We start from the raw sequence: 14179 nt of genomic DNA, 5'->3' as shown, positions 1-14179 counted from the left end.
TGACGCTCCTGTCTTGTCGCGCCTCAAGGGAGCCAAGGGCGAGCTGTCGTTCACGGTCCGGCTGTCGGCGAACTCCAAGGAGAGCAAGTTCTTCGGAATGCTGCGCCCGTCCTTCCCGGATATCGTTGTCCCCGATGGTGCGGGAAAGCCGCTGGTCCAGCAGACCAAGCTATGGGAGGAGGAGGTCTGTCATCAGCGCCGCGGCCTGCCCAAAGTCACGGTGACGCAGCTCGGCGGGCATTTCGGCGAGGGGGAGGGGCGGATCGAGATTTTGGCCATCAACCGGCACATCGGCGTCCTGGTCCCGCCCGACGAATTAACCCCTGGAATAAAACTCGATCCGGGCAGTGATAGCTTTGGGGTATTCTTGGCATTCCGGGCGCAGACCCGGAACAGCCGCCTCAACGTGGATCTGAAGATCTATCCGATCGATTGCTTCCTCTAAGCTCAAGCAAGGCCCGCCTTAAGACAGCACGATGCGCCTTTGGCCTCCCAACATAGACTGGTTCAGGATTCGTTGGTCATGGAGCCTGCCCGCGACCTTCATCCTGTTCTCTGTGGTGGCCGGCGCGCCGTTTCCGTTCGGCTCGACCAATGATCTGTCGATCGCGTTCTGGTGCCTGTGCCTCGGGATCGCGGTGATCTTCGCGCCGACGCGCGATCTGCGGGCACCGCATCTGTGGCTGCTCGCCGGCATCGGCGTGATCGTCGCCGCTTACGCCTTCGTGCTGCATGAGCAGCTCTCCGACCATCCCTGGGTCGCGACATTCCAGCCGATCTGGAAACAGGCCGCGGAGCTGCTGGGCCTGCCGATCGCCCCGTCTGCTTCCATCGTGAAGAACGAGGCGTTCTTTGCGCTCGGTGCGCCGCTCGCCAACATCCTCGCCGTCGTTCTCGGCATCACTGTCGGAGCGAACCGCGACCGCGCACGCCGCATGCTGTGGGTGATCGCGATCTCGGGTGCGGCCTACGCCCTCTACGGCGTGCTCTCGTTCCTGATCGAGCCCACCATGATCCTGTGGCGGGACAAGACGGCCTATCTCGGCAGCGTCACCGGCACCTTCATCAACCGTAACACGGCGGCGGCCTATTTCGGCTCCTGCGCGGTGATCTGGATGCTGCTGATCCTGGAGGATGTTCGGCGCCGCCTCCCTGAGCGGCACATCGAATGGAAACGCCTGTCGCTCGATGTGCGCACGATCCTGCCAAAAGAGATCCTGCCGCAGCTTGGCTGCCTGCTCATCTGCCTGATGGCGATGTTCATGACGACCTCGCGCGCCGGCGTCGGGCTGTCGCTGCTCGCGATGATCGTCGCGTTCACGCTGTTCCTGAGGAAAGACCTGCCGCCGCGCACCGGCATCTGGATCTCGCTGGGCTCGGGCCTCACCGTCGCGCTCGGCCTCTTGCAGCTGCTCGGCGGCCGCGTCTCCAGCCGCTTCGACAGCCAGGGCCTGGTCGACGAAGGCCGCATCGAGGCCTGGAAATCGACGCTGCGGATCATCGGCGACAATCCCTGGTTCGGCACCGGCATGGGCACCTTCCAATGGGCCTTTCCGCCGTATCGCAGCCCCAACATCTCGATTCGCGGCGTTTGGGACGCCGCGCATTCGACGCCGCTGGAGCTTGCCTCCGAGGTGGGCATTCCGATGGCGCTGCTGGTGGCGCTCGGCTGGGCCATCATGCTGCTCGTCCTGGCCAGGGGCGTGTTCGGACGCCGGCGCGATGCCATCATCCCGCTGGCGGCGGTGGCGACCGCGACGCTGTCGCTGCTGCATTCGTGCCTCGACTTCACGCTGCAGGTGCCGGGCTACAGCATTCCATTCTTTGCGCTTTTTGGCGCGGGCCTGGCGCAGTCCTTCCGCACCAGGAGGGTCGGGCGATGGCGGAGGCGGGCGCTACCAGGCGGCGAGGCGAGGGCCGTCCGACAACCGCTGACGCTGCCCCGGCTCGGGTGCGCCAGCTTCACAAAAGTGTCTAGATTTGAAGCAGTCGCGTCGTTTACGAAGTCTTTAGAATAAATGGACAGCCCTTTTCACTTCGGATAGGTTCCTGCACTGCATGGCCATTTGCCCGGGCGAGGAAGCAAATCGGGGCAGCTGATTTTTTGGAGGTTGATTTATGAGCGTTATCAGGATTGCGCTTCGCGTGGCTGCCGCTGCGGCCCTCGCCGCGACGATTTCGTCGGCCGCCAGCGCCGCCATTTACCCGCCGCAGCGCCAGCTGCCGGCCACCGTCATTTCCGACTTCAAGGCATCCCCCACTAGCCTGTTGCAGCAATATGCGACCGGCGGCCCGCAGCTTATCTCGCGCGTACGCGACCTCGGCGCCTCCGATCCGACTACGCTGCCGGGCCTGATCGCACTGCTGAAGGACCCCGCGACCACCAAGGATCAGATGCGCGCGATCGTTGGAGGCCTCGCACTGGTCGCCCGTATGGCGGCGCAGCAGGACCAGGCCTATGGCAACGAGATTCAGGCCGCTATCGCCGGCACTGGTAATCCCGACGTGATCGCTGCCTATCAGGCCGCGACCGGCGACGTTGCGATCGCTGCGACCGGCGGCGCGGGCGGCGGCGGCACCGGCGCCGGCGGCCCAACCGGCACTAGCGGCTTGGCCAGCGGTGGCAACGGCGGGGGCGGCACGACGTTCGGCAGTAACACGACCGCTAACAACGCACCCAACCCCGGCAATGGCGGCGTCGGCAGCTCCACGAACAGTGTGAGCCCGCGCTGACCGGTCTGGTTCTGCGGCCGGCCCTTTGAGACTTGACGGCAGCGGCGCCATTGGGCGCCGCTTTGCTTTTGCGCTGTTAAGGTTCACGACAGATGCTGCGTCGGTCGCGCTTCGCGCGATATCAACCACGTTCAACTGCAATCGACAATGTGATAGTCTCTACTTGTTGGCTTTAGGATCTGGTTCGTTCCGCCCCCTCCGGTGTAGTTGGCAGACTTTCCGGCCCTTGAGAACCATCGATTTTTCTTCAGGAATTTGCTTGATGCTGCAGGTAAATAGGCCGGGCTCGGAGATCAACCGCGATTTCGCCGAGTTGAGCGGGTACTCTTCCCACACGCTGACCTCATATCTCGACATTGTTCGCCGTCAATTTCCGACGATGCTTGCGATCGTGTCGGCCTGCGTGATCCTGGCGCTGCTTTATCTCTTCACCGCCGCGCCGTTGTTCACCTCAAGCGCCTCGATGGTGATTGACACCCGCAAGGTCCAGCTCTTTCAGCAGCAGTCGGTGCTAGGCGACGTGGCCATCGACTCGGCTACGGTGGAAACCCAGGTCGAAATCCTGAAATCCGAAAACATCAGCCTGAGTGTGATCCGGGATCTTCATCTCACGGAGGATCCCGAATTCGCGGGCAGCGGTGCGGGCCTGCTCGGCGTTATCCTCGGCTCGGTGACCAGCCTGTTCTCCTCGGGCCTCGCCCCTTCTGAGTTCGAGCTCACGCGTAAAGCCCTTCAGCGTTTCGAGAGCAACCGATACATCAAGCGCATCGGTGTTACCTATGTGATGGAAATCGGCTTCACCTCGCGCGATCCGCAAAAGGCCGCTCGGATTACGAATGCGATCGCGGACGCGTACATTGTCGACCAGCTCGAGGCTAAGTATCAAGCGACTCGCCGCGCAAGCGTCTGGCTACAGGACCGCATCAAGGAGTTGCGCACACAAGCCTCAGCCGCGCAGAGGGCGGTGGTGGACTTCAAGACTGCGAACAATATCGTCGACACCGGCGGGCGGCTGATGAATGAACAGCAACTCGCGGAGGTCAACAGCCAGCTGGTGCTGGCGCATGCCTCCACTGCTGAGGCCAAGGCCCGGCTTGACCGCATCAACGACATCCTCAAGCAGGAGATCCCGGACGCCAACGTCGCCGATGCACTGAAGAACGACACCATCGTCAAGCTGCGCGGGCAATATGTCGACATGGCCTCCAAAGAGTCGATCTGGTCAATGAAGTACGGCTCCGAGCACCTTGCCGCGGTCAACCTGCGTCGGCAGATGGCCGAGATCAAGAAGAATGTCATCGACGAGCTGAAGCGCATCCAGGAATCGTACAAGAGCGATTACGACATCGCGATGACCCGCGAAGAGGCGATCAAGTCCAGCCTCGCCAATGTCGTGTCGGAGTCGCAGCTTACCAACCAAGCACAGGTGCAACTCCGCGAACTCGAGAGCAGCGCGCAGAGCTACCAGGCGATGTATGATAATTTCCTCCAGCGTTACATGGAGAGCGTACAACAGCAGTCGTTTCCGATCACCGAGGCCCGTGTGATTAGTGCGGCGACTACACCGCTGGTCAAAAGCGCTCCAAAGACACTGGTCATTCTCGCGGCAAGCTTGCTTGCCGGCTTGATGCTGAGCTTCGGGGTCGCCGTGGCTCGCGAGTACGCTGACAGCGTGTTCCGTACGACCGCGCAAGTCGAGGAGCAGCTGGGAGCCAACTGCGTGGCGATCGTTCCGGCGCTCGGCAGTGCCGTGTCGACGCCAGTATTAGGCGGCAAGCTCAGCCGGAGGAATAGCAATCCGCAGCCGGACTTCCTGCGCTTTGTCGTCGACAATCCTTTATCACGCTTCTCGGAGGCGGTGCGATCGCTGAAAGTTGCCATAGACTTAAACTCCATCGTGCGCGACAACCGCGTGCTGGCGGTGACCTCGACCCTGCCTAACGAGGGCAAGAGCACCCTTTCGACCAACCTTGCGCAGCTCATTGCCCATGGTGGAGCGAGGGTGATTCTGATCGATGCAGATCTGCGCAACCCCTCGCTGTCCCGCGCCTTGATCCCGGACGCGCAGGCCGGTCTAGTCGACGTGGTTGCGAACAAGGCTCGACTCGAGGATGTCGTCGCCGTCGATCCTCAAACCCAGCTCGCGATCTTACCCGCCGGCGCAACTTCGAGGCTCCTGCATACCAACGAGATTCTAGCCTCCAAGCCGATGCGCGATCTCGTCGCGGCGCTGCGTACGAAGTATGATTACGTGGTACTCGACATGCCGCCGATGGCGCCCGTGGTGGACGTGCGTGTCACTACCCACTTCGTCGATTCGTACATTTTCGTCGTGGAGTGGGGCAAGACCAAGATCGACGTCGTACGGCACAATTTGCGTGGAGCGCCGGAGATCCAGGACAAGCTTTTGGGCGTAGTGCTGAACAAGGCCGATACCAAGCTCCTATCACGCTATGAGTCCTATCATGGGCGCTATTACTATCAAAAATATTATGCCCGTTATGGGTATGTGGAATAGCGAGCCCGGTGCGGTCGTGCTGCTCTGGTCTAAGGGCTGCGTTATTGCCTCGATAGACGTCGTGCGAGAATGCCTTTTTTTGCGTGTCTGAGGTCCTTGCTGTTGTTGTTGGGTATTATTGGGGTCATCTGGCCCCTCGAAGCGCTGCCCGCGTTTTGGGCGGCGGTACCAGCCAAGGAGCCAATAGCGCGCATACTTGCTGGTGACCGCTTCAAGCCGGGTGCGGTGAATGGGATGGGGGCCTTGCTGCAAGCTCAAGCTAGGCCAACGATCGCGCGCAATGATGTCGCACGCGCGGAAGCACTGATCCGGCTGCGGATTGCTGAAGAAGCAACAGGGCGAATGAGCGCGGAGGAGGCCGACCACGAAGCAGCCGTGGCAGATACAAAGATTAGGTCTTCACTCGAGTTCAACCCAGCCGATTCCTTTCTTTGGCTGATGCTGTACTCCATGGATACCGCTCATCGCGGTTTTGATGAGAAGACCCTTGAATATCTCTCCCAATCTTACGCCACTGGTCCCATCGAGGGCTGGATCGCGCTTCGACGAAACACGCTGGCTCTCGCCACCTTTTCGAATTTGACCGGGACCATGCAACAAAGAGTGGTCTCGGAGTTTACTGGCATGGTGGATAGCGAATTTACGGATGCCGCCGCACTGAACCTGATGGGCGTGGGTTGGATGCAAAGGGAGCGCCTGCTAGCCAGCATTGCAATTGTAAACGTCGTTCCACGCGAGTCTTTTGCAAGACGGTTAGCCAAAGAGGGACTGAAGGTCCGTGTTCCGGGGGTTGAAATCGATGAGAGGACATGGCGTCAATGACGATGGACATATCATGGATGGCGGCTGCAGTCGGTCTGCTGCTGTCGTTTCCGTCTGTTGGGTATGCGCAAACGCCCTCACACAATCCGCCGAGATTGACTTTTCAAGGACCTGCTGAGCAATCAGGATCGACAGTAATACGGGATGCGCTTGGTAGACCCTGTTTGGATGTTGAAGCAGCGGCAAGGGCGCATGTAACCCAACCCAGTGTCTTTGATCACGTCGTCAGTATTAAAAACAACTGCCCTCGGCTGGTGAAGGTGACTGTATGCTACGCGAGTTCTGATAGATGTATGGACACAACCCTTGCCAGCTATGCCAGGTCCGACGTGATCCTAGGGACGATGACAGGCGTAAAGCTGTTTAAGTATTCAATGAGGCAACGATAGCGCTTGTTATCGCCGCCGCAGGCTTAGTAGGCGACAGGTCTTGAACTTGAGCGGTTGCTTAATCCCGGTGTCACAGGCCAGCGGAACGTGCCAACCTTGCGTTTCCTTTCCGCTCGACGATATTTCCGCCAACAGTGCGAAATCCCCCCGTTGAGGAAGTGTCGGAAGTGACAAGCGAATTGTGTTGGTACCATCCGCGCCACGCTGTCCAAGATGCCTCGCTTGTTTCGCATACAATGTACTACGAGCATTGGTGGTCTCATCAAGCAGAAAGATGTTAATCGTCTCATCTCGCCATGTATCGTCCGGCAGTCTAATGGGGACTTCGAGCTCGGTGGGGCCCTCGTCAGACAAGAGAGTAGCCCCCAACGAATAGCGTGCAAGAGTGGCTCGAGGAGGCAAAAACGTTGGCTTTGGCATATCGCTATGCTCAGTTTCGTACGAAAACTGAACTGGATCAGGAGTGGCTTCGCTTCCACCACAAAGTCGGGAGCCTTCGTTTGAGGCAGTGAATTGGCAAACGTGAACGTAGTCTATTTTGAACGCCTGGGGGAACGCGGACTCGTCGATCCCGTGCCGGCCGGCCCATCCGGCACCACCTATTGCAAAATTCAAGATTACCTGGGCTGGCGGACCTAGTACGCCGTCAGGACGTAGCCAACGGTAGGGGCGAGAATAAATCAGTCGTCCGTCCCAAAAGAACGAAATCCTCTCGGGGGCCCAAACCAAGCCCGCGGTGTGCCATCCTGCGTTCAGAGGAGCGTCCACACGCATCTGATTGCGGCGGGCATCGAAGGAGGAGTCAACGTACGTGTACACGCTCGCTGGAGCCTTATCTTGAGCTCCTGAGTGCAACATCGTATCTTTGTCGTCGTGCTCGTTTATGACGTATTCAAAGATATCGATTTCCGGTGGGTGCCAGGTTTGTCCGTCCCGATCATAGTCGCCTAGCAGCCAAAAGGCTGGCCAGATCCCCTTTCCTTTGGGCAGGAAAACGCGGGCTTCGAAATATCCATAGTAAAAGGTTTGATATGTCCGGATCATACCAGAATCGAAGCGGCTCGAACTTCCCTTCTTGGCGATCAAGCTCAGAACGCCATCCGAGAGAAGGTGACTATCTCGATAGCGCTGAACCTCGTCCTTGAAGTGATCCAACGTTTCATTTTCGTAAATATAACGAGTGGCCCATTTGTCCCTGTCCAGGGTGTCGGTGCTGAACTCATCCGCAAATACCAGCTTCCAGCCGCCTGCGGTAGCCGACCCCGTCGCGAGCGAAATGAGAATTAAGATTGACGTCAGAATTCTGACCGCGGTTTTGAATGAAGCAATAGAACGGTAGCTCTCAGAGGCCATTTCCTGATTTTCCTTCCGGCGCTGTCAGCGAGACCAGGGATTCGAATGACTCTTCGACCAACAATCAGCGTTATCATAACGAACTATAATTACGAGGAATACGTCGGGCACGCCATCGAAAGCGTGCTGTCACAGACCCGTCTGCCGGACGAAATTATCGTGATCGATGACGGGTCCACCGATTCATCCCGTGACATCATTCGCTCCTACGGAGAGCGCGTTCAGTCGGTGTTTCAATCCAACCAAGGTATAAGGAGCGTCACGAATAGCGGTTATGCCAGCTCCACCGGCCAAATTGTTATGTACCTGGACGCCGACGATACGTTTTATCCAATGGCCGTGGAGCGCGTGGAAAAGGCCTTACGTTCTGGCGTTGTAAAGGTTCAATTCGACCTGGATGTTGTCGATGAGCGCGGTCGTCGCCTCGGTAGGCGTATGCCAGACTTTTCCCGCAGGGCCATAACAGAGGTAGAGCTGGCTCGCGAGTTCAATGAAACGGGTACGTATCGTTGGCCAGTGACTTCGGGAAACGCATACTCCCGCGATTTTCTGAAACAAGTGATGCCGGTCAGCCCGCCGGTCTCCTTGGATGGGGTTCTCAACACCATCGCTCCGCTCTACGGAAGGATTGTCACTATCTCAGATCCGCAAGGGCAGTACCGCGTGCATCAACGCAATAACAGTCGAAAGAATAGCAGCGGCAAGGTTGCTTTCATTCCGGATTTTGCATCTAGAATCAGGTATCGCAAGCAGGAGTTCGACATTTTGCGGGAGCATGCAGATCGTCTTGGACATCAACTGCCGACCGGGGACTTGCTCGACAACGAATTGGTGTTTGTGAACTATCGGATCATGGCGCGTAAGTTATCGCGCGAGGATGAGAGTGATCGAAACAGATCTCTCTTCGACCTGTGGGCCAAGGGCATAATCGCGATAGGTCGTGGTCACTTTCGACCGAGCGTCGCCCTCAAACACGCGACCTGGATATGCAGTATAACGCTACTGCCTGCTTGGTTGGTGCGGAGATTAATCGAAATACGTTTCTCGAGGACGCAATGGTGGTCGAATGTTCGGAGCCGTCTCGGGGGGGGCATTTCGTAGTTGAATGAACTTGTCTGCTTCAGGAGCAATCACAGCGTGTTTCGCTGCGGGAGTAGGCGGCCGGGCGGGGTCACATTCGTGAGGGGCTGTTCTTGAAGCAAATTCTCTGGATTTCTGGACGTGTCCCATCGCCACTCTACAGTGGCGACGCGCTCTATTCGGCCGGGCTACTTGAGGCTCTTGTCACTTCCCGACAAGCGGCTGTTCATGTCTTCGGCACCCAACGAGATGGTCACAGAAGCGACGATAAGCTGTTTGGCCTGCCCGGGGTAACGTGCAGTATGGTCCGACCTACACCCGGGTTGGGTCTCGGAAGCCTCATCTCTTCACTGCCCAGAGACGCATACCAGCTTGCCTCTGCGCAAGTTCGGAAAGATCTAGGCAATCTCTTGGGCAGGACTTGGGACTGGATCGTCATCGATCACGCAAATTCGGCCGGCGTTCTAGATATGTTGGAGGATTGCCGTGTACCGATCTGCTATATAGCGCACAACGCGGAGGGCTTGGTTCGCCCGCTGGTCGCGCAAGAGTTCGAGGGCCTCGCTCGACGAGTCGTCATGAGACTGGATGCTGAGAAGTATCGGCGGCTAGAGCGGAAGATTGTAGAGCTTGCCGATGCAGTGATTTGTATTACGAGCGACGATGCTTCGTACTTTGATCGGTTCTCCCGCAATATCCATGTCATTCCCCCCGTCCATCTCGGTCCGGTGAACCCTCGCCGCACTATTGTTGAGACCTGTCCGCGAGCTCTGGTGCTGCTGGGATCTTTCGAATGGGCTGCAAAGCAGCGAAACTTGCAACAGATACTGGACGGGCTTGTCCCAACTCTCCGGCGGAATACAATCAGCCTTCAAGTTGTTGGTGCGGTGCCGGAAGCCATTCGAGCGAGGCATGAGGGGGATCCTTTTGTGACTTTCCATGGCCGCATGCCCGATGTGCGGCCGCTCCTTGACAAGTGTAGGGGCGGGTTGGTCGCCGAGGTTTTGGGAGGAGGTTTCAAATTGAAGATTCTCGACTATGCCTTTGCCGGCTTGCCAATCTTTGGCTTGCGACCCGCTCTGACGGGCATGGCGCCAGAGGAGCGCTCAGCGATGTTTGAGGCCGAGAATCTCAGTGAGATTGGCGACCTCATAGTGCGCAACATCGATGATCTGGAAGCTCTCAACGCTAGTCAAATTGAACTTCAAAGCTTGGCGGCGCAACGGTTTGGGTTGGCCGCGGGAACAGAGCGGATGAGCCGCGTCTTTTTGAGGTAATGGAGTTGAGACCGCTGGCAGGTTTTCAGTACACTAGGCCACTGCTTGTCGAACTTGGCGCCGTGAAATGATAGCAAGAGTTCAGGCCTCTTCGACATCTTGGGAGAGCCAATATCAATCCGTGCAAGGTCGAGCCGGGACGGAACTGACCCGGCTCGCGAAGTTCGCAATCTGGTGCTCCGTTGCTTCGCTGCTATTCCTCTCACAGATTGCCATCAATATTGGCGACTTTCCCGCCTCGACCGATCTATTTTGCTATCTAGCGTTAAGTGTCTATCTTCTGGGTTCTGGCTTTGCGGCGCTGGAAGTTTCGATTGCTGTACTTTGGCTGGCTATCGCGACGGTCGGCTCAAGTCGTATAGTCTATTCGGCGGAGCCGACCTCGTGGAGTTCGCTCTTTTTGCTCCTTTGCCTCTATGCTCCGTTTTCTGTCAGACTAGCTCACCGCGAGAAAATGGAGCGTGTCAGCGAATACGTTCAATCCACATTCATTCTTCTAGTAGCGGTCATAGCCGCAATAGCCGTTCTTCAGCTGCTGGCAGTGAATATATTCAAGGCCTCGGGCTTGACCAATATTGCTTTCATCTTGCCCGACGAAATCCGTGGAGCTGGCACTTACTCATTTTTCAGAGAGAGCGGCGGCATCGTCAAGGCCAATGGCTTCTTCCTAAGAGAATCGGCGACGCTTTCGATTCTGACCGCAATTGGCTTCTTGCTTGAATATCATTCCAGGCGAAGGTTGTTTCTGATCGTTCTCCTGCTCGGGGGTCTGCTATCGTCGATCTCCGGCTCGGGTATCCTGATTGTCATAGTGGCCTTTCTCGTGCCGACCTCTCTCAGAAAAGCGCCGCTTTTCGTAGCCGCACTCGTGGTTCTTTTTGCGTTGCTCGCGTACGGGTCCGAGATTCCTGGATTGAGCTTGTGGCTTGATCGTTTATCAGAACTCGACAGCCGGGGCTCAAGCGGCTATGCGCGATTTGTGGCTCCGCTTCAGATGCTGGAGCGGAGCGTTGAGAAGGGCAGCGCTGCGATCTGGCTTGGAAACGGGAGCGGAAGTTACCTTCGTACGGTTGCCGCTCTTCAACTGAAGTATGAAATCAACGATCCAACTTGGGCAAAGCTGATCTACGAGTATGGTGTGGCCGGCTTTTGCGTCGTCGTAGCGCTCTTTGCCGGCCGGCTGTATTCAAGTCGGCTTCGCCCCGAGATTTGCAACGCTGTTCTATATGCTTGGATCAGTGCTGGAAATATCTTGAAACCTGACTTCGTGCTGTTGGTTTGGATGTTGAGCCTAGTGCATAAGGACCGACGGTCGTTGGTTCCCGCAAATTTGCGCGATCAACCCAGACAGAGGTGCTGAATTCAGCCTCTGATTGCTCAGGCCGACTGAACCGTTCGCTGCACAAATCGGGGACGAGACATGGGGGCGAAGCGCCAAGAAACGAGAACGGTGGCAATCCTTTTCGGCGCCAAGGCAACACATACGAGCCAAAGTGACATTGCCACATGTCTCGACGGGGTGAGCCCCTGCAGACTGCAGGTAGCAACTACACCATCTCTCAGGCATCTCAAGATTGTATCGTTTTGAACCGGATGGTTTTCACGGGCGAGCCGCAGAGACGCGATACGCATTGCAAGATTATAGAATCCGTAACGCCATCGGTCGGGGGCGACTTCGATGCCAAAGTTGCGCGCGAGCTCGGCTCCGTAACCAGTGCGCGTGATGTGTTTTCGCAAATCGCGTGTTATGCGGGCGACATCCAGAGTCAGTTGAGCTCCATCGTTTTTGCCGTGCATTCGGTATGAAATCAACGGTTTGCGGACCGTTATTACATCGCCCAGTAAGGGGGCTGTTGCCAAAAAATAGCTATCGATGAATCTATCCATATCTTGTTGCAACGGCATAATCTTGTCGAGGAACTGTCTTGAAAGCAGGTTTCCCGACGCGGGGGGGGTCGGATAGCTGGCCGTGGTGGCCAACGACCTCCTGATCTTCTCAGGTGTGGTGTGCTTATTGTACTTTGGGAAGACGCTTCCGAGAAATCGGCCGGTCTCGTCCATCAGTTTCATCTGAAACTGGATCATCGACCAGCCGGGTCTCATCACAGCCTGAGCTTCGCGGATCAGGGATGGATGGACCGTATCGTCCGCATCGAGAAAAAGAATCCACTTGCCTTGGCTATTGCGATAGCCTTCTTCAGCAGCGCTCGCTTGGCCTCGATTAGCTCGGAAAATCATTTTGATGCCGCGAGATGCAAATGATTCAATGACGGTTCGAGACCGATCCGTTGAGCCGTCATCGACGACGATCACTTCCACGCGAGGCCAATCGAGGTTGAGAGCACTCGAAATGGCTTCTCCGACAAATTTCTCATAGTTGTAGTTACAGATTATCACGGAAGCCAGTTCCGAGGGATCTGGTGCCACCTGAAGGTGAGCGCTGCTGAGAGTTGCCATGGCGCGACGCCCTTATGAATCCGTTGTAGGCGGGCGATATTTATGTGTACGCCAAAGCCCAACTGCGAGCATCAGAGAATCCTTGGCGTGGAGCAATGACAGTCCTGCGTAAGCCAAGAAACCGACAACCGAGAGAAGTAGAATATTCAAGCCGGCCTGTGTATCTGGCAAGAGGTGTCGCGTGAGGCTGATTGCGACAGCCATCAGACACGACGCGATCGCGGGGGGGATAACGATCCGAAGATGTTCGTGCGGAGAGAGGCCGCACTTGCGATAAACAAGCATGATCAACATTGCGAGCGCCAAGCATTCACAGCTTGACCAGACTGATAGTGCATAGTTCGTATCGGCTAGGCGTGTAACGGCAATAGCTACGGCCATAAACGCAAGGGCTATGAGGTTCGCAGAGCGGATACCTTTGATCTCGCCGATGGCGCTCAACAGCGATGTCATGAATAGGCGAGGAGCTTGAACAAAAACCAGCAGACTTAACCAGAGCGCCGGCTCAGCCGCGGGCAGCCATTTATTTCCAAAGATTACGCTGATCAGTTCACGTGCTTCGCAGCCGATCCCTACGAAGAGCGGATATATGAGACTGCACCCTATCCCGAGAACGATTTTGTATGAATTAAGAAGTCGCTCCCGCTCGTCTTGCAATCGAGCCATCAAAGGGAGCATTACTTGTGAAATGGCAGTTGCAGAGATCGCCCAGACCGTATCGACAAGTCGAAAAGCGATGTTAAGGAAACCGACTGTTTCGACCCCGAGAAATACTCCCGCAAAGAAGATGAAAGCGCGTTTGGTAGCAAAGTTGGTTGCGAGTGACGTGACTGCTCCAACGCTGTAGTTGAGCACATCGGCCAGAGGTCGCAGTTCTCTTGTCATACGAGGGCGCCACGCAGACAACACAACCAAGGTGGCACAGCCCAAGATCGTCATCGAAAGCGATTGGATAACCAAAGACCAGATACCAAATCCTTGCAAGGCTACCAGTATTCCGATTGCTGCTCCAGCAGTTCGGCCAATCAGCGTACGAATTGCGAGAAGTCGAAATCCGAACTCTTTCCTCAGACGTGCGTTCAAGATGCTCGTTGGAGCTTCGATTAGTAGTCCAACTCCGAGCACGCGGCCGATGTCGCCAATTCTCGAATCACCCACAAGGGTCGCCAGAAGCGGGAATATGGTCAGCAAGATGACAAAGACTACAATGCTGACGAGAAGCGATACTGTGAATGCCGCGTTGAAGTGTGAGTCGCTTGCCTTGGGCTCTCGCACCAGGGCGTCATGGAACAGCATGTTGGTGAAGATGCCAGCGACCTCGATTACCGACACTGCTACTGCGTAAGAGCCGAAGTCATTGGGTTCGAGAAGTTTGGCAAAGATGATAAGGGTCACAAAGGAAACTGCAGTCAAGCTGCCGTTTTCCACTATGCTCCACCAGATAGAACCAATTGCGGTGCGTGCGAGCGACAAAGCTGGAGCACTCAAGTGTCTATCAGGCTAGGATGGGCACCGGTCAGTGCTAGCGCTGCCGCCCTCAAATCTAGCAT

At 56.8% G+C, this 14179-nt stretch carries 11 protein-coding genes; 8 read left to right on the top strand and 3 right to left on the bottom strand.

Features of this window, described 5'->3' with window-relative positions:
- The first annotated feature begins 13 nt into the window (after nt 1-13).
- From CIT37_RS31655 to CIT37_RS31635, 5 genes are all read left to right on the top strand, one after another.
- Nucleotides 14-445, top strand: a complete 432-nt coding sequence (locus CIT37_RS31655; RefSeq protein WP_244611302.1) for a hypothetical protein — start codon at nt 14-16, stop codon at nt 443-445.
- A 31-nt stretch (nt 446-476) separates the two neighbouring features.
- Nucleotides 477-2018 carry an O-antigen ligase family protein gene (locus tag CIT37_RS31650; RefSeq protein ID WP_095424374.1) on the top strand — a complete coding sequence of 514 codons (1542 nt, stop codon included), beginning with the start codon at nt 477-479 and terminating at the stop codon, nt 2016-2018.
- A 100-nt stretch (nt 2019-2118) separates the two neighbouring features.
- Nucleotides 2119-2733 carry a hypothetical protein gene (locus CIT37_RS31645; protein WP_095424373.1) on the top strand — a complete coding sequence of 205 codons (615 nt, stop codon included), beginning with the start codon at nt 2119-2121 and terminating at the stop codon, nt 2731-2733.
- 262 nt (nt 2734-2995) lie between these two features.
- Nucleotides 2996-5251, top strand: a complete 2256-nt coding sequence (locus CIT37_RS31640) for a succinoglycan biosynthesis protein ExoP (protein ID WP_095424372.1) — start codon at nt 2996-2998, stop codon at nt 5249-5251.
- Nucleotides 5252-5347: 96 nt separating this feature from the next.
- The gene (locus CIT37_RS31635) at nt 5348-6073 is read left to right on the top strand and encodes a hypothetical protein (RefSeq protein WP_152036288.1); all 726 of its coding nucleotides are present in this window, start codon (nt 5348-5350) and stop codon (nt 6071-6073) included.
- A gap of 395 nt (nt 6074-6468) precedes the next feature.
- Here CIT37_RS31635 and CIT37_RS31630 read toward each other — a convergent pair whose 3' ends face one another.
- Nucleotides 6469-7815 carry a glycoside hydrolase family 16 protein gene (locus CIT37_RS31630; protein WP_095424370.1) on the bottom strand — a complete coding sequence of 449 codons (1347 nt, stop codon included), beginning with the start codon at nt 7813-7815 and terminating at the stop codon, nt 6469-6471.
- Between the two features lie 45 nt (nt 7816-7860).
- Here CIT37_RS31630 and CIT37_RS31625 point away from each other — a divergent pair, with 45 nt between their 5' ends.
- The 3 genes from CIT37_RS31625 (at nt 7861) to CIT37_RS31615 (ending at nt 11532) form a co-directional block, all read left to right on the top strand.
- Nucleotides 7861-8916 carry a glycosyltransferase family 2 protein gene (locus tag CIT37_RS31625; protein WP_095424369.1) on the top strand — a complete coding sequence of 352 codons (1056 nt, stop codon included), beginning with the start codon at nt 7861-7863 and terminating at the stop codon, nt 8914-8916.
- A gap of 557 nt (nt 8917-9473) precedes the next feature.
- Nucleotides 9474-10172, top strand: a complete 699-nt coding sequence (locus CIT37_RS31620; RefSeq protein WP_152036287.1) for a glycosyltransferase — start codon at nt 9474-9476, stop codon at nt 10170-10172.
- Between the two features lie 67 nt (nt 10173-10239).
- Nucleotides 10240-11532: a hypothetical protein gene (locus CIT37_RS31615; protein WP_152036286.1), complete on the top strand. Its 1293-nt coding sequence runs from the start codon at nt 10240-10242 to the stop codon at nt 11530-11532.
- A gap of 17 nt (nt 11533-11549) precedes the next feature.
- Here CIT37_RS31615 and CIT37_RS31610 read toward each other — a convergent pair whose 3' ends face one another.
- On the bottom strand, nt 11550-12629 hold the full coding sequence (locus CIT37_RS31610) for a glycosyltransferase family A protein (RefSeq protein WP_095424366.1): 1080 nt from the start codon (nt 12627-12629) through the stop codon (nt 11550-11552).
- A gap of 12 nt (nt 12630-12641) precedes the next feature.
- The gene (locus tag CIT37_RS31605) at nt 12642-14117 is read right to left on the bottom strand and encodes a lipopolysaccharide biosynthesis protein (RefSeq protein WP_095424365.1); all 1476 of its coding nucleotides are present in this window, start codon (nt 14115-14117) and stop codon (nt 12642-12644) included.
- Nucleotides 14118-14179: the final 62 nt, after the last annotated feature.

This window comes from Bradyrhizobium ottawaense (assembly GCF_002278135.3).
Lineage (GTDB): Bacteria > Pseudomonadota > Alphaproteobacteria > Rhizobiales > Xanthobacteraceae > Bradyrhizobium > Bradyrhizobium ottawaense.
This window is presented reverse-complemented; position numbering and strand designations above follow the sequence as displayed.

Excerpts from the sequence above, each read along its gene's own strand:
- CIT37_RS31650 (WP_095424374.1), top strand. The coding sequence starts at position 477 with ATGCGCCTTTGGCCTCCCAACATAGACTGGTTCAGGATTCGTTGGTCA.
- CIT37_RS31645 (WP_095424373.1), top strand. The coding sequence starts at position 2,119 with ATGAGCGTTATCAGGATTGCGCTTCGCGTGGCTGCCGCTGCGGCCCTC.
- CIT37_RS31640 (WP_095424372.1), top strand. The coding sequence starts at position 2,996 with ATGCTGCAGGTAAATAGGCCGGGCTCGGAGATCAACCGCGATTTCGCC.
- CIT37_RS31630 (WP_095424370.1), bottom strand. The coding sequence starts at position 7,815 with ATGGCCTCTGAGAGCTACCGTTCTATTGCTTCATTCAAAACCGCGGTC.
- CIT37_RS31625 (WP_095424369.1), top strand. The coding sequence starts at position 7,861 with ATGACTCTTCGACCAACAATCAGCGTTATCATAACGAACTATAATTAC.
- CIT37_RS31620 (WP_152036287.1), top strand. The coding sequence starts at position 9,474 with ATGAGACTGGATGCTGAGAAGTATCGGCGGCTAGAGCGGAAGATTGTA.
- CIT37_RS31615 (WP_152036286.1), top strand. The coding sequence starts at position 10,240 with ATGATAGCAAGAGTTCAGGCCTCTTCGACATCTTGGGAGAGCCAATAT.
- CIT37_RS31610 (WP_095424366.1), bottom strand. The coding sequence starts at position 12,629 with ATGGCAACTCTCAGCAGCGCTCACCTTCAGGTGGCACCAGATCCCTCG.